18 protein-coding genes are annotated in these 25,368 nt (G+C 62.9%); 10 read left to right on the top strand and 8 right to left on the bottom strand.

The window, feature by feature from the left end; translation table 11 throughout:
* Positions 1-32 precede the first annotated feature (32 nt).
* Complete coding sequence (locus tag JAO77_RS14960) at positions 33-599, top strand: hypothetical protein (RefSeq protein ID WP_198991183.1); 567 nt, start codon at positions 33-35, stop codon at positions 597-599.
* A 14-nt stretch (positions 600-613) separates the two neighbouring features.
* Here the strand turns inward: JAO77_RS14960 and JAO77_RS14955 are convergent, their stop codons facing one another.
* Positions 614-1,975 carry a sensor histidine kinase gene (locus tag JAO77_RS14955; RefSeq protein ID WP_198991182.1) on the bottom strand — a complete coding sequence of 454 codons (1,362 nt, stop codon included), beginning with the start codon at positions 1,973-1,975 and terminating at the stop codon, positions 614-616.
* A 158-nt stretch (positions 1,976-2,133) separates the two neighbouring features.
* Positions 2,134-2,820: a response regulator transcription factor gene (locus JAO77_RS14950; protein WP_198991181.1), complete on the bottom strand. Its 687-nt coding sequence runs from the start codon at positions 2,818-2,820 to the stop codon at positions 2,134-2,136.
* A 174-nt stretch (positions 2,821-2,994) separates the two neighbouring features.
* On the opposite strand from JAO77_RS14950, the gene JAO77_RS14945 reads away from it, so the two are divergent.
* Entirely contained in the window at positions 2,995-3,543 is a 549-nt protein-coding gene (locus JAO77_RS14945) for a histidine phosphatase family protein (RefSeq protein ID WP_198991180.1), read from the top strand.
* Between the two features lie 220 nt (positions 3,544-3,763).
* Positions 3,764-5,182, top strand: coding sequence for a M20/M25/M40 family metallo-hydrolase (locus JAO77_RS14940; protein WP_198991179.1), 1,419 nt, complete (start codon positions 3,764-3,766; stop codon positions 5,180-5,182).
* Positions 5,183-5,370: 188 nt separating this feature from the next.
* Here the strand turns inward: JAO77_RS14940 and JAO77_RS14935 are convergent, their stop codons facing one another.
* Entirely contained in the window at positions 5,371-6,174 is an 804-nt protein-coding gene (locus tag JAO77_RS14935) for an OmpA family protein (protein ID WP_198991178.1), read from the bottom strand.
* 197 nt (positions 6,175-6,371) lie between these two features.
* Between JAO77_RS14935 and JAO77_RS14930 the strand changes: the two genes are divergently transcribed.
* The 3 genes from JAO77_RS14930 (at position 6,372) to JAO77_RS14920 (ending at position 9,812) form a co-directional block, all read left to right on the top strand.
* On the top strand, positions 6,372-8,228 hold the full coding sequence (locus JAO77_RS14930) for a S8 family serine peptidase (protein WP_213019403.1): 1,857 nt from the start codon (positions 6,372-6,374) through the stop codon (positions 8,226-8,228).
* Between the two features lie 163 nt (positions 8,229-8,391).
* A complete protein-coding gene (locus JAO77_RS14925) occupies positions 8,392-9,114 on the top strand; it encodes a hypothetical protein (protein WP_198991176.1) in 723 nt (240 codons plus the stop codon).
* A 92-nt stretch (positions 9,115-9,206) separates the two neighbouring features.
* Positions 9,207-9,812 carry a hypothetical protein gene (locus JAO77_RS14920; protein WP_198991175.1) on the top strand — a complete coding sequence of 202 codons (606 nt, stop codon included), beginning with the start codon at positions 9,207-9,209 and terminating at the stop codon, positions 9,810-9,812.
* Positions 9,813-9,928: 116 nt separating this feature from the next.
* Here JAO77_RS14920 and JAO77_RS14915 read toward each other — a convergent pair whose 3' ends face one another.
* Positions 9,929-11,071, bottom strand: coding sequence for a PA14 domain-containing protein (locus tag JAO77_RS14915; RefSeq protein ID WP_198991174.1), 1,143 nt, complete (start codon positions 11,069-11,071; stop codon positions 9,929-9,931).
* A 311-nt stretch (positions 11,072-11,382) separates the two neighbouring features.
* On the opposite strand from JAO77_RS14915, the gene JAO77_RS14910 reads away from it, so the two are divergent.
* Both JAO77_RS14910 and JAO77_RS14905 read left to right on the top strand, forming a co-directional pair.
* Positions 11,383-12,546: a helix-turn-helix domain-containing protein gene (locus tag JAO77_RS14910; protein ID WP_198991173.1), complete on the top strand. Its 1,164-nt coding sequence runs from the start codon at positions 11,383-11,385 to the stop codon at positions 12,544-12,546.
* A 34-nt stretch (positions 12,547-12,580) separates the two neighbouring features.
* Positions 12,581-13,702, top strand: coding sequence for a hypothetical protein (locus JAO77_RS14905; protein ID WP_198991172.1), 1,122 nt, complete (start codon positions 12,581-12,583; stop codon positions 13,700-13,702).
* A 42-nt stretch (positions 13,703-13,744) separates the two neighbouring features.
* On the opposite strand, the gene JAO77_RS14900 is transcribed toward JAO77_RS14905, so the two are convergent.
* The gene (locus JAO77_RS14900; RefSeq protein WP_198991171.1) at positions 13,745-15,109 is read right to left on the bottom strand and encodes a M23 family metallopeptidase; all 1,365 of its coding nucleotides are present in this window, start codon (positions 15,107-15,109) and stop codon (positions 13,745-13,747) included.
* 149 nt (positions 15,110-15,258) lie between these two features.
* Between JAO77_RS14900 and JAO77_RS14895 the strand changes: the two genes are divergently transcribed.
* Positions 15,259-16,080, top strand: coding sequence for a hydroxymethylglutaryl-CoA lyase (locus JAO77_RS14895; RefSeq protein WP_198991445.1), 822 nt, complete (start codon positions 15,259-15,261; stop codon positions 16,078-16,080).
* Between the two features lie 168 nt (positions 16,081-16,248).
* Here the strand turns inward: JAO77_RS14895 and JAO77_RS14890 are convergent, their stop codons facing one another.
* On the bottom strand, positions 16,249-17,343 hold the full coding sequence (locus JAO77_RS14890) for a hypothetical protein (protein ID WP_198991170.1): 1,095 nt from the start codon (positions 17,341-17,343) through the stop codon (positions 16,249-16,251).
* Positions 17,344-17,376: 33 nt separating this feature from the next.
* Entirely contained in the window at positions 17,377-18,504 is a 1,128-nt protein-coding gene (locus tag JAO77_RS14885; RefSeq protein WP_198991169.1) for an OmpA family protein, read from the bottom strand.
* Between the two features lie 689 nt (positions 18,505-19,193).
* Between JAO77_RS14885 and JAO77_RS14880 the strand changes: the two genes are divergently transcribed.
* Positions 19,194-24,674, top strand: coding sequence for a T9SS type A sorting domain-containing protein (locus JAO77_RS14880; protein WP_198991168.1), 5,481 nt, complete (start codon positions 19,194-19,196; stop codon positions 24,672-24,674).
* Positions 24,675-24,702: 28 nt separating this feature from the next.
* Here the strand turns inward: JAO77_RS14880 and JAO77_RS14875 are convergent, their stop codons facing one another.
* Entirely contained in the window at positions 24,703-25,329 is a 627-nt protein-coding gene (locus JAO77_RS14875; RefSeq protein ID WP_198991167.1) for a chloramphenicol acetyltransferase, read from the bottom strand.
* Positions 25,330-25,368: the final 39 nt, after the last annotated feature.

Raw genomic sequence — 25,368 nt, 5'->3', positions numbered from 1 at the left:
CCATCGCTGTGATAGCTGACACAAGCCTATATATGAAGGAGTTGCTCATAATAGTTGAAGTAGCGGGTCTCTTATTTATGCTTTTTGTGGGAGCGCTGACTTGGGGAGTACTGAGAAAGGCAAAGAGAATTAAGCACTTGGCATTCGTGCTATTCATTGCTTTCCTAGGGTCGGTGGCGTGGGCCGGATTTCGGCTGGCCACTAAATCATACCACAAACTGGCTGCGTTAGGCGAGCCTCGAACAGGGGATGAAATCTATCGGGCGCTTTTTGGCCAGCAGAAAGCAGCGTGTGTGCAGGTCATAAACTACCAAGACCAAGTAATTCCGAAGATTGATTACGCTATTTGGCTACAATTCAAAACTTGTCCCCAAGAACTAGCGCGTATCACTAAACTGCACCGCTTCAGGGTGCAAAAGCAAGCCACTGCCGGCTGGACTGTAGCGGGCCCAGCGGCGGATAAAAATTGGTTTAAACCAGAAATCCTAGGGGATAGCGTGCTAGTATTTCTCTATAAAAGAGACAACTACGGTAGCGGTCAAACGCTTTATGCGTCGGCCGATAGCACACGCGTGTTCTGCGTCGATTTTGCAGAGTAGTCAGCTGCTATGGCTCAGGCAGCAAAATCCACCACAAATGCCGTCCCCTTGCCCAGCTCTGATTCGGCGCGCAGCTCGGCTTTGTGAAACTGCGCGATAGTCTGCGCAATGGGTAAGCCCAGGCCGTATCCCTCGGGGGCCTTGGGGCCGGTGGCGTGGAAGCGTCGAAAGCGGTCGAAGAGCAGCGGCACATTGTCGGGGGCAATGCCGGGGCCGTCGTCTTCGACGCGCAATTGGTAGCCGCCTTCGAGGCGCGGGCGACCTAGGACGCGCACTTGGCCGCCTTCGTGGTTGTATTTGAGGGCGTTGGAGAGCAGGTTGCGCAGCAGCGTGTGCAGCAGGGTGGCGTTGGCCTGGGGCACCACGTAGTCGGGGCTGAGGTCGACGTGCAGCGAGATTTCGCGCTGCTGGCGGCGGTCGTCGAGCTCTTCGGCCACGTCGGCCACTGTCTGGCGCAGGCTCACGCTGGCGTCGCGTAGGTACTGGTCGTTTTCGATGTTGGCGATGAGCAGTAGCGTGCGCACGGTATTGCGCAGGCGGTAGAGGGTGCGCTGGCTTTCCACTATCTGGCGGGCGTGGGGCTCGGGCAGGGTGGGGTCTTGCAGCATGTTCTCGAAGCGTGATTGCAGAATGCTGGTGGGCGTTAGCAATTCGTGCGAGACGTTGCTCATAAACTCGCGCTCTTTATCAAACGAGGCTTGCAGCTGCCGCATGAGGGCCGAGAGCGAGTCGTCGAGCCGCCGAAAATCGGTGGTGTCGGTGTGCAGGCGCTCAAACGAGAACTCGCCCGGCTGCCGAATGCCCCGCAGCTTGCGTGAAATGAGCTCGCGCAGCGGGCGTAGCGAGTAGTGAGCAAAGGCCGCATCGGTGAACACGGTGAGGGCCGCCCCGGCCACCAGCACCCACAGCGCCAGGCTGCGCAAGGTATCGGTGAGCAGCTCCACGGTGCCCAGCGACGAGCCGATTTCGAGGCGGTAGCGGCGGGTAGCGGTATCGCCCTTGGTGGCGCCGAGCGGCACTTCGCAGCTTAGAATGCGAAAGTCTTCAACCTCTTTGCCTACCTGCCTAGGTTCCTCAAAAATGCGCTCGGTCGTCGCGCCGCTGCCGTTGTTGGGCCCTAGGGGCGTGATGGTAATGTACTCTTGCTTCAGGATGTTGTAGTCGGCATACGTTTCGTCGTGCTCCTCGCGCAGGAAAGTAGTCAGGCCATCGCGGGCAATGAGATTGAGCACCTCCTGCTTTTTCTCTTGCAGGCGCTCGTCGGTGTGCACCACGGCCACCCGCTGCACCACGGGCGGAATCAGCAGCACCCCCAGCACTACTAGCAGCAGCTTGGAAAGCCCGTTAAAAAGACCCAGCTTAGTTTCTAGTCTCATTATAAATCGAGTTGCTAAAACAAATTTGTCATTGCGAGCGCAACGAAGTGAAGCGCGGCAATCGCACTAGAACGGTTCTCGAGGAACTCGTGCTGATGCGATTGCCGCGCTTCACTTCGTTGCGCTCGCAATGACAATATTACCTAGCGGGTTACTAGCTACACGGCCCGGTAGCCGATGCCGCGCACAGTTTCGATGAAGTCGGCCGAGCCAAACTGGGCCAGCTTCTTGCGCACGTTTTTAATGTGCACGTCGATGTAGTTCGAGTCGGAGTCATCTTCGAGCACGTTGCCCCACAGGTGCTCGCCGAGCTGCAAGCGCGTGAGTACGCGGCCTTTGTGCAGCAGCAGATAGTTCAGCAAGTCAAACTCCTTCTTGGTGAGCGGCACCTCGGGCGAGTCAGGAGCGCCGTGGCGCACGGTGCGGGCCGTTACGTCCATTACAAAGCCATCGCCGAAGACGATTTCTGAGCGCTTCAGGCCAAACTTGCGGCGCGTGATGGCTTGCATGCGACTGGTGAGCTCGAGCAGCGAAAAGGGCTTAGGTAGGTAGTCATCGGCCCCCAGGTCGAGGCCCTTGATGCGGTCGTCGAGGTCGCCGCGCGCAGTGAGAATAATAAAGGACGCCTCCTGCTTTTCGCTGCGGCGCGACTCGCGTAGCAGCTCCAGGCCATCGCCGCCGGGCAGCCCCAGGTCGAGCAGCACGAAGTCGTAGGAATTGACGTACAGCTTTTCCGAAGCCTCGGTGAAGGTGTAGGCCGAATCGACCAAATACTGAGCCTGTTGCAAGAATTGCTTTACTTCCTGGTGCAGGCTTTTTTCGTCTTCAACTAGCAGAACATGCATGGTATCGGGGAGGGAGAAGGGATTGATACTGCAACATACGGCACGCCCCGTTAAGGGAAAGATGAAGATTGGGTGTCTATTTGATGAAGACACTGCTTTGCTACCGTACGTGGGCTAGTTGCGTACCTAGGGAAATATGTTGCAACTTCTCAATACGTAAATTTTCTCCGGTCAATGAAAACGAGATTCTTACCGCTGGTACTAAGCCTGCTGCTACTCACGGTGTGGAGTGCAGCGCTGGCAGGCCCGCCCGTCACTATTTACCTAGTGCGCCACGCCGAAAAAGACCTTACGCCCGGCCTCTCCGACCCACCCCTGACGCCCGCCGGCGAGGTGCGCGCCCAGCAGCTGGGCCGCCTGCTCGCCAAGCGCCACCCGGCAGCGTTGTTCACCACCGATACGCGCCGCACCCGCGCTACCCTGGCCCCGCTGGCGCAGGCCACCGGCCGCACCCCCGAGGTATACGATGCCAAAAATCCGGCCGCGCTGGCCGCCCGCCTCAGCCAAGAGTTTGGCGGCAAAACGGTGGTGGTAGTGGGCCATTCTAATACGCTTCTTCCACTGCTATCGGCCTTAGGGGTGGCCCCGCTGCCCGGCGAAATCCGCGACGAGGAGTACAACTACCTCTTCAAAGTAAAGCTGCGCCAGGGCCAGCCCGCCCGGTTGGTAATGAGCCGCTACGGCGCCGCGCCCCAAACTGTGAGCAGCAATAAAATGCAGTAAGCCAGCGCAAGTAGTGCCTAGGTAAGCTAGGTGGCCTTTTGGCCGCAGCAGCGCAGGGTACGGCTTTGGAGGGACCTAGGGCCGCCTGAGTGCTGCTTTACTAGCAGCTTAGGGCCAGCGCGGGCGCGTGAGCTAGGGCGCTAATAAGAAATAGTAGGAACAAAAGCCGCTAGGCTGGTACTTTTGGCCGACTGCGTTTTCTGCCGCCTTACTTTTTCCTATGCGTTTACTTTCCTCCTTGCTGCTGGCTGGCCTGCTGGTGGGCGGCCTCCCCGCTGCTGCTCAGGCTCAAACTACGGCCGCTACCTCTACCAAAACCGACTCGCTGACCCTGCGCAAAATCTATGACGAGGCCCTGCTGCATGGCCAGAGCTACGAGAACCTGCGCTACCTCTGCGAAAAGATAGGCGGACGCCTGGCCGGCTCGCCGCAGGCAGCGCAGGCCGTAACCTGGGGCAAGCTGACTATGGAAAAAGCCGGCTGTTTCGATAAAGTATACTTGCAGGAGTGCCAGGTGCCGCATTGGGTGCGTGGCGCTAAAGAAAAAGGACAAGTGTTTGGAAATAAGGGCAAAGGCGTGCCAATGGCCGTGTGCGCCCTAGGAGGCTCGGTAGCCACGCCCGGCAACAAGCCCTTGCGCGCTGGCGTGGTAGAAGTGAAAAGCCTAGCCGAGCTGAAAGCCCTGCCCGACGCGGCCGTGAAGGGGAAGTTCGTGTTCTTCAACCGGCCCTTCGATGATGCGCTCATCGAGCCCGGCGCGGCCTACGGCGGGGCCGGCGACCAGCGCCGCAGCGGGCCGGCCGAGGCTGGCCGCCGTGGTGCCGTAGGTGCTTTGGTGCGCTCGCTCACCAGCGCCCGCGACAACAACCCGCACACCGGCACCACCGCCTACGGCGACACGCCTACCAAGGTGCCCGGCGCGGCCCTCAGCACCCTGGCCGCCGACCAGCTCAGCCAGCTGCTCAAGGCCGACCCGAGCTTGCAGTTTGAGCTGGAAATGAGCTGCCAAACCCTGCCCGATGTGGTTAGCTATAACGTGATAGGGGAGGTGCGCGGCTCGAAGTACCCCGACCAGATTATCACAGTGGGCGGCCACCTCGACTCGTGGGACCTTGCCCAGGGTGCCCACGACGACGGCACCGGCGTAGTGCAAAGCATTGAGGCTGTGCGCCTACTGAAGGCGGCTGGCCTGCGCCCCGAGCGCACGGTACGCGCCGTGCTCTTTATGAATGAGGAAAACGGTACCCGCGGCGGCAACAAGTACGCCGAGCAAGCCAAGCAAAACAACGAAAAGCACGTGGCCGCCATCGAGAGCGACGGCGGTGGCTTCACGCCCCGCGGCTTCAATGTGGAGTCGACTCCCGCTGTGTTTAAGAAGGTGGCGGCCTGGGGACCGCTGCTGGCGCCTTACCACGCCAATGAGCTAACGCCCGGCCACTCGGGTACCGACATCGAGCCGTTGGTAGGCGCTGTGCACCCCACCGCCCTGTTTGGCTACGACTGCGACTCGCAGCGCTACTTCGACATCCACCACACGTCTGCCGACACGTTCGACAAAGTGAATCGCCGCGAACTAGAGCTAGGCGGTGCCAGCATGGCCTCGCTCATCTACCTGCTCAGCAAATATGGCCTCCAATAATCGCAGATTATAGCGGATTTAACGGATTACGCAGATACGCCCGCCTTCGGCGGGCTGACTACTCGAATGCAGAGTAGCCTTTGGCTAACTCAAAATGAGCCGGCGAAGCCGCTCCTGCGTTCGAATAGTCAGCCCGCCGAAGGCGGGCGTATCTGCGTAATCCGTTAAATCCGCTATAATCTGCGATTCTAGTTTTGATTCAGAATCGAGAACAGTTCATCCAGTTTCGGCGTCAGGATGATGTCGGTGCGGCGGTTCAGGGCTTTGTTTTGGGGCGTATCGTTGGCCGCCACGGGCAGGAACTGGCCTTTGCCCGAGGGCGTAATCTGCTCGGGCGCAATGCCAGCCGACGTGAGCAGGCGCGTGATTTCAGTGGCGCGCAGCACGCTCAGGTCCCAGTTGTCGCGGGCACCGTTCACCACGCCCTTGATGGGCACGTTGTCGGTGTGGCCCTCGATGAGCACGTTAATATCCTTGTTGCCCGTGAGAGCGTTAGCCAGCTTAATGAGGGCGTCTTGGCCAGCGGGGTCTACTTTGGTCGAGCCCGACTTGAAAAGCAGCTGCTCGGAAAGCGACACGTAAACCTTGCCGTTTTTTACGTTCACCTGCAGGTCGTTAGAATTGAAGCCTAGGAGGGCATCGCTCACTTTTTGACGCAGCGCTTTGGTGGCAGCGTCTTTCTCATCCAGGATTCGCTGCATCTCGGCGATGCGAGCGTTTTTGCCGGCCAGGTCCTGCTCGGTAGTACCTAGGGCCTGGTTGAGCTGCGACACCTGTCGGTCTTTGTTGAGCAAGCTATTGTTGAGGCTGGCCTCGGTGCGGGCTTTGTCTTGCTCTAGAGCCGTTTTTTCGAGTTGAAGCTGGTCGCGAGACTTGGTAAGGTCGGCGTTCTGTTGCTGCAAGAGAGCAATTTCCTTTTTGTTGCAACCGGGCAACACGAGCAGCGAGGCCGCCAGTGCGGCGGCGGGAACAAATGCAGGGAGCTTAAGCATACGCAAAAATGCAAAAAAAAGTAACCCCGGCCAGTGGGCCAGGGAGCAGGCTTACAAACGAAACGACTCGACTAGGGGTTGCTGGCGCGCCCAGGCGGCACCTAGGAGCGCCGCAGGAGGTACTTTTGCCCCGGCCGCTACGGCGCCGGCCCCACTGGGTCCTTGCTACATCTCTCCTCCGAGCTATGCGAATAAGAATGAGCGGCCGCTGGCCGCTGGTAGGGTGGCTATACCTGCTGCCGCTGGCCCTGGCTGCGCGGGCAGTAGGCCCCGGGCCGGACCCAGCCGCGCCAGCCCGCTACTGGGTCAGTTTTGCCGACAAAACCGGCGTGGCGTTTAATCCGGCTAGGTACTTCAGCCCGGCCGCGCAGGCGCGCCGCCATCGCCAGGGCCTACCCGCCTACGAGGCTACCGACCTGCCCGTGCGGCCCGACTACCTGGCTCGGGTGCGAGCCGGCTGCGATACGCTCACGCTCGTCAGCCGTTGGTTTAATGCCGCGGCGTGCCGGGCCACGCCCGCCCAGGCGGCGGCCCTGCGCCAGCTGCCGGGCGTGGTGCGCGTGGTGCGCTGGCCCGAGGCTTTGGCGCCGGCCGCGCTGGCGGCCCGGCCTGCCAGCGCCCCGGTAGGGCCCGGCCGCCACGACGAGCTAAGTACCAACGACTACCTGCTGGCGCGCCAGCAAACGGCCGTGCTGGGCCGGGCGGCGCTTGGGCGGGCCGGCCTCACGGGCCGGGGCGTGCGCATCGCGGTGTTCGACGTGGGCTACAATGGGGTAGAAACGCACCCGGCCTTTGCGGCGCTGCGGCGCGACAAGCGCATCGTAGCTACTTATGATTTTCTGAAAAACCGCGTCGATGTCTTTCGCACCGGCTCGCACGGCACCGAGGTGCTAGGCTGCCTGGCGGGCCGCCTGCCCGGCCGCACCGAGGCTGCTGTCGACAGCCTGGCGGCTGGCCCCCTCCTAGGGCTGGCCCCCGATGCCACCTATCTGCTGGCCCGCACCGAAAGCCTAGCTCGCGAGCGCATCGGCGAAGAAGAAGCGTGGCTGCGCGCCGCCGAGTGGGCCGACCGCGAAGGCGCCGACATCGTTAGCTCGTCCTTGGCCTACACGGCGCAGCGCTACTTTCCCGAGTGGATGGATGGCCGGCATTCGCTCATTGCTCGGGCCGCCAACATCGCGGCGCGCAAGGGGATGCTGGTAGTGAGCGCGGCCGGCAACGACGGCGACGACGACTGGGGCCGCATCGGCACCCCCGCCGATGCCGACTCGGCACTGGCCGTGGGGGGCCTCGACCCGGCTACTGGCCTGCACGTGGCCTTCAGCTCGACAGGGCCCAGCGCCGACCGCCGTCTCAAGCCCGACGTATCGGCCTTCGGCATCGTGCTCACTACCACGCCCAGCGGCTACGAGCGGCTGGAGGGTACCTCGTTTTCGGCCCCGCTGGTGGCGGGCTTTGCCGCCTGCGTGTGGCAGCAGCAGCGCCGCCTAGGTGCCATGGAGGTGTTTCGGCAGGTGCGCGCGTCGTCCGAGCTTTACCCATATTATGACTATGCCCACGGCTACGGCCGCCCGCGCGCCGAGTACTTCACGGCACCCGCAGCGGCCAAGGTGAAAGAGCCGACCTTCGATTTTGTGGCGCACGACTCGGTGGTAGTGGTGGTGCTGCGGCCTACCGCTACGCTGCCCAGCACCCGGCCGCTGCCCCTGCTCACCGACCCCGACGAGGCCGGCCTCGCCTGGTTGGCAACCCTAGGTCCTGCGGCGGCCCCGGCTTTGGCTGCGACGCCGCCGGCCACGCCCACGGCGCCCCCCGATGCTGCCCCCGTGGGCCAGGAAAAGCCCACTACCGATGACAATGCCCCGCTGCCCCCGGCGGCCTACCCCGCGCGCCTCTACTGGCACCTAGCCAACGCCCGAGGCGTGCTGCACCGCTATGAGGTGCGCGCCGTGGCGCAGCGCGTCATGCTGCAATTGCCCCGCCGCCTGCTGCACGGCGGCACCGTGCTGCGTGTACATTATCAGGGGTATACTGGGGAGTATTCAGAAAAATAACAGATTCGCTGCAACCCCCTAGGTAGCAAATGGACTCCTATTGCTAGTAGCTTCGCTGGAATTTCTGGCATTGTGCCAATAAGCTCGTTGCTTAGATTAGCCAATCGCCTCCAACCCAGAAGGTCTCTTTTGTGCTTCTGAATTCCCGTAAGTTGCTCTTTCTATGAAAAATAAGTACGCGTGGCTACTGGTAGCGAGCCTTGGCGGGGCCGGGCCGGTGGCGCGTGCCCAGCAGGTGCTGCTGCAAGCTGACGTGGCCCGCGATACCTTGCCCCCCCGCACGGGGCCCAACCGCCGCTACTTTGGGCACTTCTACACCGGCTACGGGCTGGTGCTGGGGGGCAGCAGCGCGGGTCTGCCGCTGCGCTACGGCGTGGGCTCGACCGAGGTGCAGCTAGGAGGGCGCCTCAAGCGCCGCTTTACCGATAACTTGGCGCTCACCGCCGACCTGCGCTATGCCTACCTGCGCTACGCGCTGGCCCAAGATGCGGGCCCCAAAGCCCCGCCCTTCGGGCCCCTGCACGATACTGAAACGCTGACTTATCACCAGCTGCAAGGCGAAATAGGTCTGCGCTTAAATGCTGGCCTGCGCCCGCGGGGCAACGTGGTCGGCACCTACCTCGACCTGCTCGCCTACGGTGGCCCCACCCTAGGTGCCAACCACACGACCATCGACGAGACAACCACTGAGGGCCGGCTTGAAGTGACCCGGCACCAGCCGCCCTACCTGCAGCGCTGGCTGGGCGGCGTGGGCCTGCGCCTGGGCAGCGGCCCGCTGGCGCTGGTAGGTCGCTATCGCCTCAGCGAGGCCCTGCGGCCCCTGGAGGGCGGCGCGCCGCTGCAGCCACCGCGCTATGTGCTGGGCCTAGAAATCGGGTGGTTTTAAATCTTGCCAAACTCATTATTCGTACATAAACATGGCGCCGTGGCCCAGTGAGCGACCTAGGCGGCGCGGTTCTTGTTATCCTTTTCCCACCTATGAAAACGTCGATTATTACTATGCTTGCGGTAGCTGGTCTACTCCAGCTAGGTACCTCCTGCGTAAACTCGGAGCACGAACTAGCGGCTTCGACCAAAGACCCTCGTAGCCTGTACATTCCGCCTTCCGGGGCGGGCCGCCGCGTAAGCGGCGCCACCGTGCTCAACACAGTGCGCGCCAGCCACAGCTTTTCGGACCCCAAAACCAAAGACAACTTCTTGTTGCAGCTGCGTGGGCCGCGCATCCTTACCAGCCGCCTGCACCTTATTGTGCTCACGGCCAAGGGCGATACGCTGCGCCACGAAGTAATGCCCGCCCGCGCCCTGCTGCAAGGCACCGAGACGCAGAGCAGCAAGCTAACTACCGTGCGCGACCAGGAGATTACGATACTGCGGCGCATGAACGGCTTTTTCAGCGAAGACCACTTCGCAGCGCTGGCAGTGCCCAGCAGCACCCGCCGGCCCGCCGGCCTCGATGCCAAAGCCTGGGCCACGCTGCTCGCCGACCCCAATGCCATCAGCTTCGAGTATCCTAGTGTCGGCGGCAACGACCGCCGCCTGGCGTACTCGCGCCAGCTCGGCCGCGCCGTGGTGCTGAGCGAATAAGCAACCGCTACACCTCTAACCAAAACCCCCAAGTGTCCTAGGTAGGGCGCTTGGGGGTTTTGAATTAAAAGGCAAGGGATATGCGGCGTAGTAGCAGCGAGCTGCCGAGCTGTTAGCTAAGGTAGTGGCTGCAAGACCACCCGCCGATTGCGTGCCCGAAGTCCTACTACGCGGTTATCGGCAACGGGGCGAGAGCCACCATATCCCTTCGCTTGTAAGCGACCATCGGCGACGCCGCCCGCCACGAGGTAGCGGCAAACTGCTTCGGCGCGCCGCTGCGATAGCTGGCGATTAAGGACCGAATCGCCTTGGTTATCGGTGTGCCCTTGCACTTGCAGCCGCAGCCCCGGCTGCTGACGCAAAATGGTCGCCAGCGTATCGAGGCTAACCCGCGCGGCTGGCAGCAGGTCGGCTTGGCCCTGCGCAAAATATAGATTGGGCCAAACCAGCGCCTGGCCCTGTGCTAGTTGCTCAGCCAGCCGGGTATCTGCTGGAGTTATCGAAACAGGTGCGGCAACGGGCAAGGCCGGCCGAGGCGGTGTGGCCACCGGTTGTCGGGCCCGAGCAGGTGGCTGGCGGTGGGCCAGAGGGCGGCTCACGTGGCGCGGGGTCGGCACCGGTGCCTGCGGACGCCGCACCAGGGGGGCAGGGCGAGCGGGTGCTGGCACTGGTTGCGGGGTCGGGTTATAGCTGAAGAGGTAGCGAGTGGGAATGACCGTACGTTGCGGCGGGTCGGCGACCAGGCCCCACAGGGTTCGCCACGAAACCGCCTGCTCCGCTTTCGCCAGCTGCTCGGGCCGCACCCAAGCGAGCTGCGCATACGAATCGGCCCCATATTGGCAATAGTCGAGGCGTAGGGCATAGGCGCGGCCCGCTTGCAGGTTGAGGTCGAGCGTGTATGAGCTGACGGATTGACCGCGCCATTCATTGAGTAGGAGGCGGCCGTCGAGCCAGAGCCGGGCACCATCGTCCACAACGAGGTGCAGCACGTAGTGGCCACTCGTAGGTACACGCAGCCAGCCCGTCCAGCGAGCCGAAAAGTCCTCGGCCGGTACTCCTTCCGCCGGGGCCTGGTTGCGGCGTTGAAAGTCGATGGTGGCATCGACCTGGCGGTGCCGGAACTCTTCAAAATTGCGCCCCCGGTAATAACTGCCCAGCAAGCCATCGCCCACCGGGGCCGCTGCCTCCTGTGCCACTACTAACCCTGGGGCAACTGCCAATAGCCCCAGACATAACCCCACGCGCAGAATCCAGTGCATAGCTTACTTTCTTTAAAAAGAGGAGTGTCTTCAAGCAGTAAAGGGTCTCCAATAAGGCAAAGCTCGGTTTCTGCCCTTGCCAAGGTGTGCCATCCTATCCAAGCGAACGAGTATACTTAGGTAGAAGGCGAGCAAATATCTGCCTAAATGTAAGTTGATTATGAAGAAAGGGAAGGTATTTACTTTATCCTAGGTAGGCAAGCGCAGCACTTAGCGAATCATAACCTCTCTCTTCTATCTTCACCAGCAAGTACCCTTTCCTATCCAGTTGCTTGCCCGTGCCACTAGTATACTCCCTTGCTTGCGGTGGCGTGCTGCTGCTAGCGTTCTTGCTGATTACAAACGCGCTCCGCGTAAACCAACTGGCCAATCGGTGGCTAGGAGTTTTTCTGGCGTGCGTGGGGTGCGTATTGCTGGGCCGCGTGCTGCCGGGCACCACGGTAGCCGCGCACTACCCAAGCCTGCCCGGGTGGCTAGAGCTGACGCGCCTTGCCATGGCCCCGGCCTTTTACTTGAGCGTGGTGCAGTTCACCGCGCCCAGCCGCCCGCCGCGGTGGCGCGACGGACTTCATTTTCTGCCCTGGCTGCTGTTTTTGCTGGTAATGCTGCCCCCGCTCCTGGGCTGGTGGTCGTTGGGTGCGGTGCCAAGCAGTGCTGCTCCGGCTAGCCGCCTGCTGGTTTTTACGACGCCTAAAGTGCAGGCTATCGGCTACTGGCTGGCGGCTTACCTGGCCCTACGGCGGCATCAACAGCACTTGCCACAACTCACGGCGCAGCCAGAGCCAGTCAATTTGCAGTGGCTCAAGCAGGTGCTGTGGGGCTTGGCGCTGCTAGTGGGGCTATGGCTGAATGAGCTTTTTTTCCACCTAGGCTGGGTGCTCGCGCTTACCCCGGTCGGCTACCTAGGTGCGGTGTTTTACTTGGCCCACTATGCCCTGCGCCAGCCCGAGGTGTTCGCCTTTCCGGCCCCGGTACGGGCCGAGCTTCAGGAGCTGTGGCAGCAAGACTCGCCCGCGCTGCCTGGCCCGGCGCCCGCTGCCCCCAAGCAGGCGCGCCTGTCACCAAGCCAGGTGGCGTACTGGCAGCAGCGCCTGCTTCAGCTACTACAAGCTGAAAAAGTATACCTAGAAGCCGACCTGAGCTTGCCGGCCTTGGCAGAGCGGGCGGGCCTCTCCACCCACGAGCTTTCCTACGTGCTCAATGAGGGGTTCAGGGTTAATTTCTTCCAGTTTATCAATGCCTACCGGGTGGCCGAGGCGCAGCGGCTGCTAGCCTCGGCCCAGCACCAGCACCTAAGCATGGTGGGCATCGCCTTCGAGGCCGGCTTTAGCTCTAAGACTACGTTTAATACCACCTTCAAGAAAGTAACTGGCCTGACGCCCAGTCAGTTTTTGCAACAGGTGCGGGCCGGTAGCGCCCCACAGCCGGCGCCGCCGGGCCGGGCTTGGCTGCCCCCAATGGGTTCGGTTGGATAAGGCCGAACGCGGTGGGAGCGGGGCGGGGTGAGGTTTGAGCTTTCCCTCCTTAACCCTCCCCTCGCTCATGGCCCCGCCGACCATTGCTTTCCGCCCTAGGGGGCACGCCAAACTACTAGTGTGTTCGCTGGCTGGCCTGGTAGCCGGGGCCGTGCTACTGCGCGTCGGCCGGTGGGTGGTTGGCCCCTGGGCCCCGTATGCTGGGCTGCTTGCCGGGGCCGTGCTCGTGCTGGTGGGCGCCATCGGCTACGGCGTTTATTGGGGACGGCAGCCGGTGGGCCGGCCCGCCGATGCGTCTATTCTGGCTTTCTGGCAAGGGGTGCTGCGCTATGCCGTCGCCTTCGACTTATCGCTGATTGGGTGGCAGAAAATTTTTAAGCTTCAGTTTTTTGTGCCGCTGGGCATGCTCGATTTGCCCTTCAGTAGCTTCTCCGGCGAAGACCTGACCTGGGCCTATTTTGGGTACTCCTATCCGTATCGGTGCACGATTGGGGCGCTGCAAATCGGGGGCGCGTTGCTGCTGCTGTTTCACCGCACGCGGCTGCTGGGCGTGCTGACCTTGCTGCCGGTAATGGTCAACATCCTGCTCGTCGATTATTTCTACCAGCTGCCGGTGGGCGTGTTCATGCAGGCGCTGATTCATTTCATTTGCCTGCTGTACCTAGGAGGGCTGGACTATGAGCGGCTGATTACGCTTTTTCTACGCACGCCCCCGCACCTGCCTCGGCTCGCTATTCGCCGGCCGCTGGTTCGCACGCTGCTCCGCTTATCGGTGGTGTACGGCCCTTTGCTTTTGCTAAGTGTCCACGAGTTTCCGGATACCTATCCGCAGCTCACCGGTAAATATGCCGTGCGCAACGTCCAGCTCAACGGCCGCGCCCTAGCGGCGCACTCGTGCCAAGACAGCGTGTTGACGACCGTGTACCTAGATATCGACCACGACTGCGTGTTTGAGTTTAACGACACGAAGCGGCGCCTGTACGGAAACTACACCTACGAGGCCAGCCGGCGGCGATTGCGCGTAGTGTGGCGCCGCCCCACGCCACGGCCCGATACGCTCACGGCCACGCTCTCACCTGCCGCATCCGGCAGCCTACAAGCCACGGGGCACCTAGGGCAGCAGGCCGTGCACTTTACGCTAGTGAAAGCACCCTAGGCGCGTAAAAGCGAATCACCTGAGGCGCTTAGCCAAGACTAATTAAATACGGGCCCAGCCCTCTTGCCCGGCCGGGCCGCGCAGCAGCGCGTAGCCACTCGCGCGGCCCAGCACTACCACGGGCGTGCGCGCCGGCCAAGCGGCCAGCGCAGCGGCCACTGGTGCCGGCTGGGCCTGAATTTCTACCTCGGCGGGCAGCGTGAGGCGGCGCAGGGGCTGCGCCGGAGCTACGTTGCGGGTAGCCACGTAGCCGCGGCGGCCGTCGGGCAGCTCCACACGCAGGCGCTCGCGCTGCTGGCCTAGCACGCGCAGGGGCGTGCTACTGGTCAGGAGTTCGGTGCGGCTATCAGTTAGCTTAAACTGAGTGCCAGGCTTGGCGCTGCGCAGCCGCACCCATTGGCCTAGGTACTCACCGGCCGAGGCGGGCAGGGCTGCTGGCACGGGGTCGGCGCGGTGTAGGTAGGGCCAGGGGTCAACGGCGCCGCGGCCACTCTTGTAGATGCCAAAGTGCAGGTGCGGCACCGTGGTGCGGGCGTTGCCGGTGTTGCCCACCAGCCCTAGGGTGTCGCCGGGACACACGTGCTGGCCGGCCTGCACTAGCTGGCGGTCGAGGTGCGCGTAGTAGAGGTGCTGGCCAGTAGCGGCATCGAGCAGCCACACCACGCGGCCCCCGATTTTGGTGTCACCTACCCGCGTAATGACGCCGGCGGCCGCCGCCACGGCGGGCGTGCCACGTGGGGCAAAGATGTCAACGCCTTCGTGGCGGCGTGCCCCGCCATCGCGCTCGGCACCCCAGAAGCTGCCCACGGCCTGGTCGCCGCGCCCGCGCACCGGGAAGTTACTCAGGCTAGGCTCGCGCCACAGGCGCAGGGTGTAGCGGCCGGCCGCCAGCAGCTCGGCTTGCACGCGCAGCAGGTGCTGCCCGCTGGCCTCGATGCGGTAGCGCAGGTCGAGGGTGCCGGCCGTGGTGTCGGTAGTGGTCCACTTCACTAGCTCGGGCTGCTGGCCGGGCGCCAGGGCAAAGGCATCGACAAACACGCGGGCCGGGGCCACGCCCGGCTGCAAACTCAGGCGCACGTGCACCTGCTCGCCGGCCAGCACCTGGTAGCGATAGCTGGCGGCCGTGGGCTGGTCGGCCCGAAAGAACCCAGTTTCGAGCACGGGCAGCGCCACCACCAGCGAGTCGCGCAGGGCTTGGTCGGCGGCGGCTTGCCAGCGCTGCCCTAGGGCGGCATTGCGCAGGCCGGCCCGGTCGAGGGCGCGGGCGTAGTCTTCGTGCGGGGTGGTTTTTTGGAACAGCGTCGTCAGCGTTTGGGAGGTGCTGCAGCTGCTGAATACTACTAGCAAGGCTAGCAGCAAGCCGCCGGCCCGGCGCGTGCCGAGGGCGGTAAGTAACGAAAAGGGCATGGCCCTGCAACACAGGCCGCGGCGGGCAAGTTCGGGGAGAAGCGTCCCCAGGGGCGGCGGCCCTGCCTACTTTTGCGGCCCCGTACTTACCTAGCTTCCCACCCGTGTCTACGTCTCCTTTAGTGCTCACCGAGTGCCCCCGCGATGCCATGCAGGGCCTGGCCGACTTCATCCCGACGGCCACCAAAACGGCCTACCTCCAGCAGCTGCTCGCGGTGGGGTTCGACGTGCTCGACTTTGGCTCGTTCGTATCGCCCAAGGCTATTCCGCAGCTGCACGACACGGCCGAGGTGCTGTCCGGCCTCGACCTTAGCCAGACATCGACCAAGCTACTGGCCATCGTGGCCAACCAGCGCGGGGCCGAGCAGGCTGTCGGCTATCCCGAAATCAGCTACCTAGGCTTTCCGCTGTCGGTGAGCGAGACCTTCCAGCGCCGCAACACCAACCAGACGCTGGCCCAGGCCCGCGCCGACGTGGCCGCCATGCACGCCCTCTGCGAGCGCAGCGGCAAAACGCTGGTGGTGTACCTCTCCATGGGCTTCGGCAACCCCTACGGCGACCCCTGGAGCCCCGCCATAGTAGCCGAGTTCACGGCCGAGCTGGCGGCGCTGGGCGTGCGCATTGTGGCGCTGTCCGATACTATCGGGGCAGCTACGCCGGCCCTTATTACGCCCTTGTTCAAAGAGTTGATTCCGGCGTTCCCGCACATCGAGTTTGGGGCGCACCTGCACACCACGCTCGCCACCTGGCAGGCCAACGTGCAAGCCGCCTACGAGGCCGGCTGCCGCCGCTTCGACAGTGCCCTAGGTGGCATAGGCGGCTGCCCCATGGCCGCCGACACGCTCACTGGCAACCTGGCCACTGAGAACCTGCTGGCGTTTTTGGAGTCGCAGGGCGAGCTGCTACGCATCGATAAGGCGGCGTTTCAACAAGCGCAGGTGATTGGCCAGGAGGTGTTTGCGCAGTGCTAATTTTAGCTAAATAATTGCTCGCCGCTCGTACGACCCCACCCCCGGCCCCTCCCCTCCGGGAGAGGGGAGCCAACCGCAAGCGACCGTCATTCAGTCGTCCGGCTCCCCTCTCCCGGAGGGGAGGGGCCGGGGGTGGGGTAACACGTTAGGATACATAATATTTTACTCCTATTCCCCACCTAGGGCTACGTACTCGGCTACTAGCGCCAGCGAGTGGGCGGGGCACTCCCAGTCAATCTGGCTGAGGCGCCAGCGGGCCAACCAGCGCGTTTGGGGGTAGTAATTGAGTAGCGGCGCAATGCAGAAGTACAGGCCGCGGCTCCGCTGTTCTAGTTCGGCCAGCGTCCAGGCGGGGTCGAGGAGCGGTGCGGGCTGCCCGCCCAGGCGCAGTAGGGTAGTGGCCAGCAGTACCTTATCCATGAAGGTTGGCGCGGCCGCTAGCAGCTGCGGCAAGTCGCGGCGCAGGGTGGCGCGGGCGTCGGCCAACTGCGGCAGCTCGGCCTCGGCCAGCAGGCGCCCCACGTGGTAGGCAATGAGTGGCGCCGTGGCGTAGTAGGCCGACACATCGAGCGGGCGGCGGCGATACTCGCCTGAGGTAATGGTCCAGTTGATAAAAGCTAGGCTATCCTCGTCAAACTCATTGAGCGGCATCCCCGTGCGCACGGCCCACAGCATGCCGTTGGATAAGGTGCTGGCATCCATGTCAATGGGCATGCGCTCGCCAAACCAGGCCGAGTAAACTTTCTTACACCGAAACGACCTAGGGCCGGTGGCGGCCCAGCCCTTCACGGTGTTAGCGTGGGCTTGCAGCTTGGCCTTGAGCCAGCGGTTTTCGGCGTCTGAGCGCGGGTAGCTCAAGTACGCTAGCGAGGTTGAGTCGAGGTCGTCGGGCGCGGCAAAATGCCGGGTGCGGTGCAGTAGATAGCCATGCGGAAAGTGCTGCTTGGGCCGGGGCGGGTAGAAATTGTAGGTGGCCTGCCCGCTCTTGCTTTGGTACAGTGGGTAGATAGCCAGCGCCTTAGCTGCAATGTCGTCTACTACCGCCTGGCTCGCGGCGGGCAACTGCGCCTGCCGCTCACGCAGCGTGAATACGATGAGCGACGTGAAAAAGCCATTCGTGTCGGGGCGCCGGTAGCCCAGCGCCTTCTTCCAGCGCAGGCTCGGAAACAAGCCTGCCGGATAATGTTGGTCGCCAGTAGATTGCAGCGCCGCAATGCGGGCTACCAGCTGGGCTAGGAGGGAAGCGCGAAAGTCGTCGGCCATGAGGGAAACCGCAAAAATACGCGCCGCCCCGCCCTAGGGTAGCTGCTCGACCTCCACGCGCCGGTTGCGCACATCGGGGGAGGGGTAGAGCGGGCGGCTGTCGCCGTAGCCAATGGTTTCGAGACGGGCGGCGGCCACGCCGGCTTTCACCAGATAGGCTTTTACGGCCGCGGCGCGCTGCTCCGAAAGCACCTGGTTTTTGCCGGGCTCGCCGATGCGGTCGGTGTGGCCCGCCACGCGCAGGCGCAGTGCTGGGTTGGCCTGTAGGTCGGACACCAGCTTGTCGAGGGCCGGGCCCGACTCGGATAGCAGCTCGGCTTTGCCCAGCTTGAAGAGCACTTTAGGCAGCACCACGGGCGCGGGGGTGGGGGCAGCGGGGGCAGGCGGGACCACCGCTACCGGCGGCGCGGGGGTAGCCACCGGGGGCAGCGAGTCGGCCGGAGTTGGCTTGGGCGCCGGGGCTGGTGTAGGCGAAGTAGCCCTAGGTGGCGTTTTGGCGGCGCCCGCCACCTGAATGGTAATGGGCACCACGGGGCTCTCGGCGCTGGGGTAGTAGCCCTGGGTGAGATAGAACGTAGTGGCTTTGGTGAGCTTGGTGCGGTAGGTATTGCCGGTGTTTACAGGCTGCTTCAGCTCGGCATCGGCAAACCAGCGCACGTCGCGGCCCGATATTCGCAGGGTGCTGAGAGCGCCCGCCTTGACGGTAGCGGCCGATTTGAGCTTGACGCGGTAGAAGGTGAAGTCGCCGGTGTCGCAGTCGTGCACCGGGCGGTAGGCGGCATGGCCAGTTAGCTTTTCCTGGGCGGCGTCGTAGGTGAAGGTAATGGCCCCGGCGCACCAGTAACTCCTGGGCGTTTGCCCGGTTTCGTTCAGCTTGCGCACGTGGGTGAGCTGCAAGCTATTGGCGGTGCGCGTCCCTTTCATCTGGAAGTTGACGGTGACATAATCCTGGCCGCCTACCTCCTGGTACAGTACGCCAAATAAATTATTGTCAGAGCCTTGCAGGCGCAGCACCACCGGCCAGTAGCGCGGGTCGTCAGGCAAGGTTTCTACCCCTTGCCAGGCACCGGCTAGCGTAGATGTCTGGGCGTGCGCCGCCTCAGCTAGTAGCAACGAGCCAGCGACAAACCACAAACCACATTTCATGTAAGCAAACCTCATAGCGAGTTTTTATTATAGAATAAAAACGCTGTAAAGTAGCATATTATTTTGAGACAGACTTAGCTGCACTAATGGCTGTCGGGCCTGCTTTCTTCTGCAGTTACCCATAACGAAAGCCGCCCACCATAAGCGTGGCCATTCCAGATAGTAGAGCTTACTCCAGCATTCGGAGAGTGGGGCTTATGGACTCACTGCGTAGCGCATTCACCATTAGTTATTTACAAGCGAGCAGCGCGCTGGCACAAGCTTGGTGTACGGAGCCCGGAAGCAATTGCTGCGGGCCTACCGGTGGTGATTGCACCCACCTGTCTGTTCAGTTTTTCGCCATTAGCTCAGCACTACTTCTAAAGCAAGTTGCCCGCAACAGTTCCTAAGAACCTGCCTAGGAATTTAACACGTGTCATGCTGAGCCCCGCGAAGCATCTCTGTCGCAATGCTAGAGCCATTTAGCGAAACGACAGAGATGCTTCGCGGGGCTCAGCATGACAGTCAAAAATAGATTCTAAGTCGCGCAGGGTAGCAGCATGCTCCCTGGGGTACTCATCCAGCCACCCCCAGCACATAAGAAGCAGATAAATACTGCACTTAGCAGATAGCACGGCCGGGTGCAGTGCTGCGTGCTGAGTCAGGCTAATGCAGAAATAATACGGGCGTGCTACTGCTTGGTGTTGATTGATTATAAGTTTATTATGAGTTGCTATCGCCTTATACCGCTTTCTCTACCTAGGGCCCGTGCTGCCAGCGCCTGGTTTAGGTGCTTCGGCCTGCTGCTGAGTTTGCTGGGCCTAAGCACAGCTGCCCACGCGGCCAACTACTACTGGGTAGGCAACACCGGTGCCTGGACCGACCTAGGGCACTGGGCCAGCACCAGCGGTGGCCCTGGCAACGCCTACCCAAACGTGCCCAAAAGCACTGATAACGTATATTTTGACGCCAATTCTTTCTCGGTCGACAACCAGCGTGTGACTATCGCGGGCACCGTGACCTGCAACGACATGACTTGGAGCGGCAACGTGCGCCAAGCCACCTGGACGCCGGGAGCCGGCAGCGTGCTGGAGATAAATGGCAACTTGCGCTATACCAGCACCATGGCCACGGCCGCACCCATTGCGGTGCCCCACCGGCTGCTGGCGGCCACCACGGGCGGGGTTGTAGATATGCAGGGGGTTCTGTTCGGGACGACGCTGCTGTTTGATAACGCCGCTGGTGGCTGGACGTTTACTAGTGCCTTCAATGGCACGGCGGGGTCCACTGTTAATATCTCGGCGGCCAAGCTCGTGAGCTTTGGCAGTGCCACGCTCACCATGAGCACCCTAAGCACTTACACGGGCTCGACCTTATCGGCCAGTACGGTGGCGGGTACCCTGGACCTAGGCAGCAGCACTACCACGCTGCTGGTGCAAGCCAGCACCGGCGCCCTATTGCTCACGAACCCCAACCTGACGCTAACGGCCGGCACCAGCACTATTAACATTGGGGCCAGTGCCCTCACCAACTATACCAGCCCGGTTAGCTTTAGCGCGGGCAAGGTGTTGGCTTTTAACAAAGTAAACGTAACCGCCGGCCAGGGTGTAATTTTCAACGTGGCCAACTCATCGTTCAAATCCTTGAACGTAACTAGCCGGGCCATTCTGAACAGCGCCGCTACCATTGGGGCCGGGGGCAGCCTCACGCTGGGCCCCGATGCCACGCTGCTGGTGGGAGCGGGCACCTCGAAGGTACTGAGCTTTGGCAGCGGGGCCACACTGGCTACGAGTGGCAGCTGCGCGGGCTTTGGCACGGTGCAGTCGGCGCTGGCGGGCAGCCCGGCCCTGCTGGCCCGCAGCGGAGGGTGGGGCTCAAACCCCTTGAGCTACGTGGTGCTGCAAGACCTGACGTTTACGGATGGCAGCGCTGGCTACCCGGCCAACGGGGGCGCCGTGGCTATGGCCAGCGCCGACCAGGGCGGCAACTCGGGCGTGGCCATGGAGGGCCTGCCCATGACCGACCTCTACTGGGTGGGCAACAGCGGCAACTGGCACGACCCCAGCCACTGGGCCAGCCGCAGCGGCGACCTAGGCGGCGGCAACACCTGCGTGCCCAACGTGTTTACGAACGTGCACTTCGATGCGAACTCCTTCACGGCCATGGGCGCCGTGGTGACGCTGGACCCCGGCGGGCAGCAGTGCCGCAACATGGACTGGACGGGCGTTACGAACAAGCCCACGCTGACCACGGCCTCGCGGTGCATGCTCACGGTGGCTGGCTCGCTCACGCTGGTGCCGCCCGCCGCCCTCACGCAGACGCTGGCGGTCGACTTGTTTTTGGGCCAGCCGGGGGCGGGCAGCTACACGCTCACCACGGCCGGGCAGCCCCTGGCGGCGCACCTGTGGTTTCGGGCAGCGGGCGGCACCTACGCGCTGCTCGATGATGTGACGACCTCGGGGCGCGTATTTGTGGAAGCGGGCACATTTGTCACCAACGACCGCACTATCAACGCCCAGTCGTTTAGCAGCGGCTATGCCTTCAACTATTCGGTGTACGGCACCGGCACGGTGCAAAACAGCCCCGTTAGCCTGTCGCCGCCTACCGTGAACCTAGGCGCCAGCGTACTGAACCTGTTGGGTACCACCAGCCGCAACGATGGCAACGTGCTGACTACTAACTACGCCTGGGACGTGGCCAGCGTGCCGGTGGGGGGCGTGGCCACGTCGGCCGTCGCGCTCGATGCCAGCCGCAGCACCATCAACATGCTCAATGGCAACAACGTGGCCACGTACAATAGCTACTTCCGCGGGGCGCTGGGCCTGACCTATGGCACCGTCAACTTTAGTAATAATGTGGGCGGAGGCTCGGCTAACATCGTCGGTAGCACGGGTTCGGCCTCCACTTTTCAGAACCTGCGGTTTTATGGGTCGGCCACCATTGGCAGCAACAACACCATCCGGGGGCAGCTGCTGCTGAGCCCCGGCAAGACGTACACATTCAGTAGTTCCGTCACTCAGACGTTCGGGAACGAAGCCACGCTGAGCGCCGTGGGCACGTGCTCCAATTTTATCACCATCACGGGGCCGGCCGCGCCCAGTGCGCCTACGCGCTTTGTGTCGGCTAGCAATGCGCCGCTGCAATACGTGGCGCTGCAGTACACCGCTTTTTCGGGCGGCGCGGGGTGGCAGGACCTAGGCGGCGTAGACAACGGCAGCAATACGGGCATCAGCATTACGCTGCCAGCGGCGCGCACGCTGTATTGGGTAAATAACGGCGGCAATTGGAGCGACGTGGCGCACTGGAGCCTGAGCAGCGGCGGCCCGAGCGGCGAGTGCAGCCCTTCGCTCGTCGATAATGTGGTGGTGGATGCTAATTCGTTTCTGACTGCGGGGCAAACGCTGACGCTCGACCTGGCCTCGGCGAGCTGCCGCAGCATCGATTGCCGCGCTGCCACCAACGGCATGACCCTGCGCAGCGTGGCGGGCAACCTGCTGGGCGTGTATGGCTCCGTAACCTGGGCCCCCGCGCCCAGCATGACCCTAGCCCTGGCCGGCACCCTGTCGATACTAGGGGCAAACACCACCAGTACCCTCACTAGTGCGGGGCAGCGGCTGACTAGCTTGCTTAACGTGAACGTGCCCGGCGGCAGCGTGACGCTGGCCGATGGGTTTACCAGCGCGGCGGGCATTTCGCACACGGCCGGCACGCTCAGTACCAACGACCAAGCCGTGACCATCGCCAACTACGCCACGCTAACGGCGGCGACCAAAGTGCTCGACCTAGGGGCTTCGCGGCTCAACATTAATGGCACCTGGAACGCCGCTGGCACGACCATCGTACCGGGCACCTCGCTGCTCACCGTGAACGCCAGCTACTTTGGCGGCAGCGGCCAGCCCTACTACGATGTCGTGCTGAACAGCCCCACCACCATCAGCTCGCTCGTGGGCAACAACACCTTTCGCAACCTGCAGCTGACGGGGTCTACTAATATTCAGAATAATAACACTGTTAATGGCACACTGACCTTTTTTCCGGGCCGGGCTTACGTGTTCACGGTGGGCACCACTACCACGTTTGGCCCTAGCGCAGTGCTGGCCTCGGTGGGCCTGCGCAACAACCCCGTGACGCTGCAAAGCTCCGTAAACGGCAGCCTCTTTACCTGGACCAAGGCCGCGGGCGGCATCTGTGCCGACTACACCTATATCCGCGACAGCCGGGCCACGGGCGGCGCCTACTTCGAGGCCGGCCGCAACGGGGCCAACAACCAGGGTAACAACCCTGGCTGGAGCTTTGGCTTTGTGCCACAGGCCAACTATACCAACCGTACTACTTGCCCCGCCGAGGGGGCGCACTTTTTACGTATCGACTTCACGGCCTATGATGGTACCAACGACGTAGGGGGCCTGGCGCTCACTACGGCCCAGTTCCCCCTCAGCCTGCGCGTGCACAACCTCACAACCGATACCTACGAAGACGTAAGCGCCACGGCCTCGCCCTACTATTATCCCATTCCGACCAGTACCGCCGCTATGCAGTACCAGGTTACGGCCTTGGCTACGTCGGCCACCAGCGGCTGCGGGGCGTCTAGCAACACAGACCTCAGCACGTTTCCAATCGTGACCGACGCCATCCTAGGGGGCGCGGCCGGCACCTGGAGCGGCAACGGCGAGCTGGCTGATGGCAACTGGCTCGATTGCCACAACTGGGCCAGCGGCACTGTGCCCGACGCCACTACCGACGCCACTATCAACGTAAACGATGCCCTAGTAGACCTAGGCAACGGTTTGACAGCCAATGTGCCCATGCAGCCCACCCTCAACAACGCCGGGGCCGTCGTGCACATGCTTACCGTGCCAGTAGGCACTACGTTTACCCTAGGCAGCAGTGCGCGGCTGGCCGTAAACGGCGACTGGCTGGCCGCTGGCACCATTGCGGCCGCTCCCGCCAGCCAGGTTACGTTCCTAGGTACCAGTGCCCAAACGCTAAGCGGCGGCACGTTTGGCAGCGTGGTGGTTGATAACGACGCCGGCCTCACGCTGGCTACTGATGCCAGCACCACTGGCACGCTCGTGCTCACGGCGGGCCGCATCGCTACGGGCAGCTTCAAGTGGGTGCACCGCAACACGGCCGCCACCAGCATTAGCGGCTACGGCCCAGGCGGCTACGTGGCGGGCACCCTGCGCCGGGCCATTGCCAGCAACGTGGCGGCCACCTACGCCTTTCCGGTGGGCACGGCCAGCCAGTACGCGCTGTACGAGCTGGTTGACCACAACCTGCGGGGCACGGGCTTCAGCACCCTCGACGCCCGCTTTGGCCCCAAGCCCGGCACCGATACCAACCTAGGGTTCCTGGAACTCGGTTTTCTCACGCCTTACTACGCCGTGCACGGCGCTGGGGTCTGGACCCTCACGCCCAGCGCCCAGCCCAGCGGCGGCACCTACGACGCCAAGGTTAGCCTACTGCCGTTTAGCGGTTTGGTAGATAATTACTTCGCTATCCTTAAGCGCCCCGATGCCAGTAGCAGCGCGGCCGACTGGACCAGCGGCAATGGCACCCTTAGCCCCAGCGGCGGCGCTGGGCGAAAGCTAGCCGATGGCTATGCCCTGCGCTTGGGTTTGAGCAGCTTTAGCCAGTTTGGCGTAGGGCAGCTGCAAGTGCCTAGCCCCCTGCCCGTGGCCTTGACCAGCTTCCGGGCGGCGGCCAGCGGCACCTGCGGCGTACGCCTCAACTGGGCCACGGCCAGCGAAGTGCAGAGTGACCGGTTTGAGGTGGAGCGCAGCTTCGATGGACACTTGTTTGAGAAGCTAGCTACCGTGGCGAGCCGCAACAGCGCCAGCGGCGGCACCTACAGCTACACCGACCAGCAGCCCGGTGAAGGCACCAGGTACTATCGCCTGCGGGTGGTGGACCTGGACCGCACCAGCACCTACAGCTCCGTAGCCACCCTCGCGGTGGCCTGCGGCGCGGCGGGCCCCGTGCGCCTCGTGCCCAACCCGGCCACCACCACGGTGCACTTGCAGGGGCTGCGCGCCGGCCAGGCCCTGCACATCTACAGCAGCGACGGCCGCTTGGTATACACCGGGCCGGCTACCGGCGCCGACCAGGCGCTCGAAATCAGCGGCTGGGCTACGGGCTTGTACCTGGTGCACGTCCGCAACCCAGATGGCGAACTGGCAGGCACATACAAGCTGCTGAAGCAATAGCGTAGCGGCTGGACTGGGTGCCTGCTGTCTAGCTCAGTCGCCGCTGAAACTCGTCCAGAAACATCCCCACGTGGTAGCCATCGGCCAGGCCGTGGTGCACGTTTACCGACACGGGCATGAACGTAGCAGCGCCTTCTTGGTGGGTTTGGCCCACCGAAATCTTGGGCATGCTGTCGGGGTGCGAAAAGCTGCGGGCGTGGGTGAGGCCGCTGAAGCGCACCCACGGGATAGCCGAAAAGTGGATGACATCTAGCCGGGCGGTATTGGGGCTCAGGCGCAGGCCCGAGCTGGCTTGCACGGCTGCTATTTCAGTCTTAGCGGCTTGCACAAAGGCTCCTAGGTTGTCGTGCAGCTCGATAAAGGAAAAGCCAAACGTATGGTCAGGACGCCCGATGGTAGCCGAGGCGTGAATGCGGTCGTAGGTGTACACTTGCCCGTCCTCGATGCGGTAGCGCAACGCCTCTACCTGGTTGACGGCCTGCAGCGCTTGGTAGAGGTAATACAGAAAAAACGGCACCCCCAGTCGCTTGGCTTCGGCTAGGGCCGGGGTGCAATCGACGTTTGCCACCAATCCAAAGAAGGGCTCCTCGAAGCGGGAGAAAAACTCAAAGTGTTCGCGCCGGTTCCAGTCGGTCAGGTTCAGCAAGTGTTTCATGGCGGCAAAGGTCGGCAGGGGAGAGCCGTACCTTTGCCG

This window comes from Hymenobacter sp. BT559 (genome assembly GCF_016427535.1).
Classification (GTDB): domain Bacteria; phylum Bacteroidota; class Bacteroidia; order Cytophagales; family Hymenobacteraceae; genus Hymenobacter.
The sequence above is the reverse complement of the archived record's forward strand: the minus strand, read 5'-3'. Positions and strand labels throughout refer to the sequence as shown.

Coding starts and splice junctions, on each gene's coding strand:
- JAO77_RS14925 (WP_198991176.1), top strand. CDS start 8,392: ATGAAAAATAAGTACGCGTGGCTACTGGTAGCGAGCCTTGGCGGGGCC.
- JAO77_RS14955 (WP_198991182.1), bottom strand. CDS start 1,975: ATGAGACTAGAAACTAAGCTGGGTCTTTTTAACGGGCTTTCCAAGCTG.
- JAO77_RS14940 (WP_198991179.1), top strand. CDS start 3,764: ATGCGTTTACTTTCCTCCTTGCTGCTGGCTGGCCTGCTGGTGGGCGGC.
- JAO77_RS14950 (WP_198991181.1), bottom strand. CDS start 2,820: ATGCATGTTCTGCTAGTTGAAGACGAAAAAAGCCTGCACCAGGAAGTA.
- JAO77_RS14935 (WP_198991178.1), bottom strand. CDS start 6,174: ATGCTTAAGCTCCCTGCATTTGTTCCCGCCGCCGCACTGGCGGCCTCG.
- JAO77_RS14900 (WP_198991171.1), bottom strand. CDS start 15,109: ATGCCCTTTTCGTTACTTACCGCCCTCGGCACGCGCCGGGCCGGCGGC.
- JAO77_RS14880 (WP_198991168.1), top strand. CDS start 19,194: ATGAGTTGCTATCGCCTTATACCGCTTTCTCTACCTAGGGCCCGTGCT.
- JAO77_RS14960 (WP_198991183.1), top strand. CDS start 33: ATGAAGGAGTTGCTCATAATAGTTGAAGTAGCGGGTCTCTTATTTATG.
- JAO77_RS14915 (WP_198991174.1), bottom strand. CDS start 11,071: ATGCACTGGATTCTGCGCGTGGGGTTATGTCTGGGGCTATTGGCAGTT.
- JAO77_RS14890 (WP_198991170.1), bottom strand. CDS start 17,343: ATGGCCGACGACTTTCGCGCTTCCCTCCTAGCCCAGCTGGTAGCCCGC.
- JAO77_RS14885 (WP_198991169.1), bottom strand. CDS start 18,504: ATGAGGTTTGCTTACATGAAATGTGGTTTGTGGTTTGTCGCTGGCTCG.
- JAO77_RS14920 (WP_198991175.1), top strand. CDS start 9,207: ATGAAAACGTCGATTATTACTATGCTTGCGGTAGCTGGTCTACTCCAG.
- JAO77_RS14945 (WP_198991180.1), top strand. CDS start 2,995: ATGAAAACGAGATTCTTACCGCTGGTACTAAGCCTGCTGCTACTCACG.
- JAO77_RS14895 (WP_198991445.1), top strand. CDS start 15,259: ATGCAGGGCCTGGCCGACTTCATCCCGACGGCCACCAAAACGGCCTAC.
- JAO77_RS14875 (WP_198991167.1), bottom strand. CDS start 25,329: ATGAAACACTTGCTGAACCTGACCGACTGGAACCGGCGCGAACACTTT.
- JAO77_RS14930 (WP_213019403.1), top strand. CDS start 6,372: ATGAGCGGCCGCTGGCCGCTGGTAGGGTGGCTATACCTGCTGCCGCTG.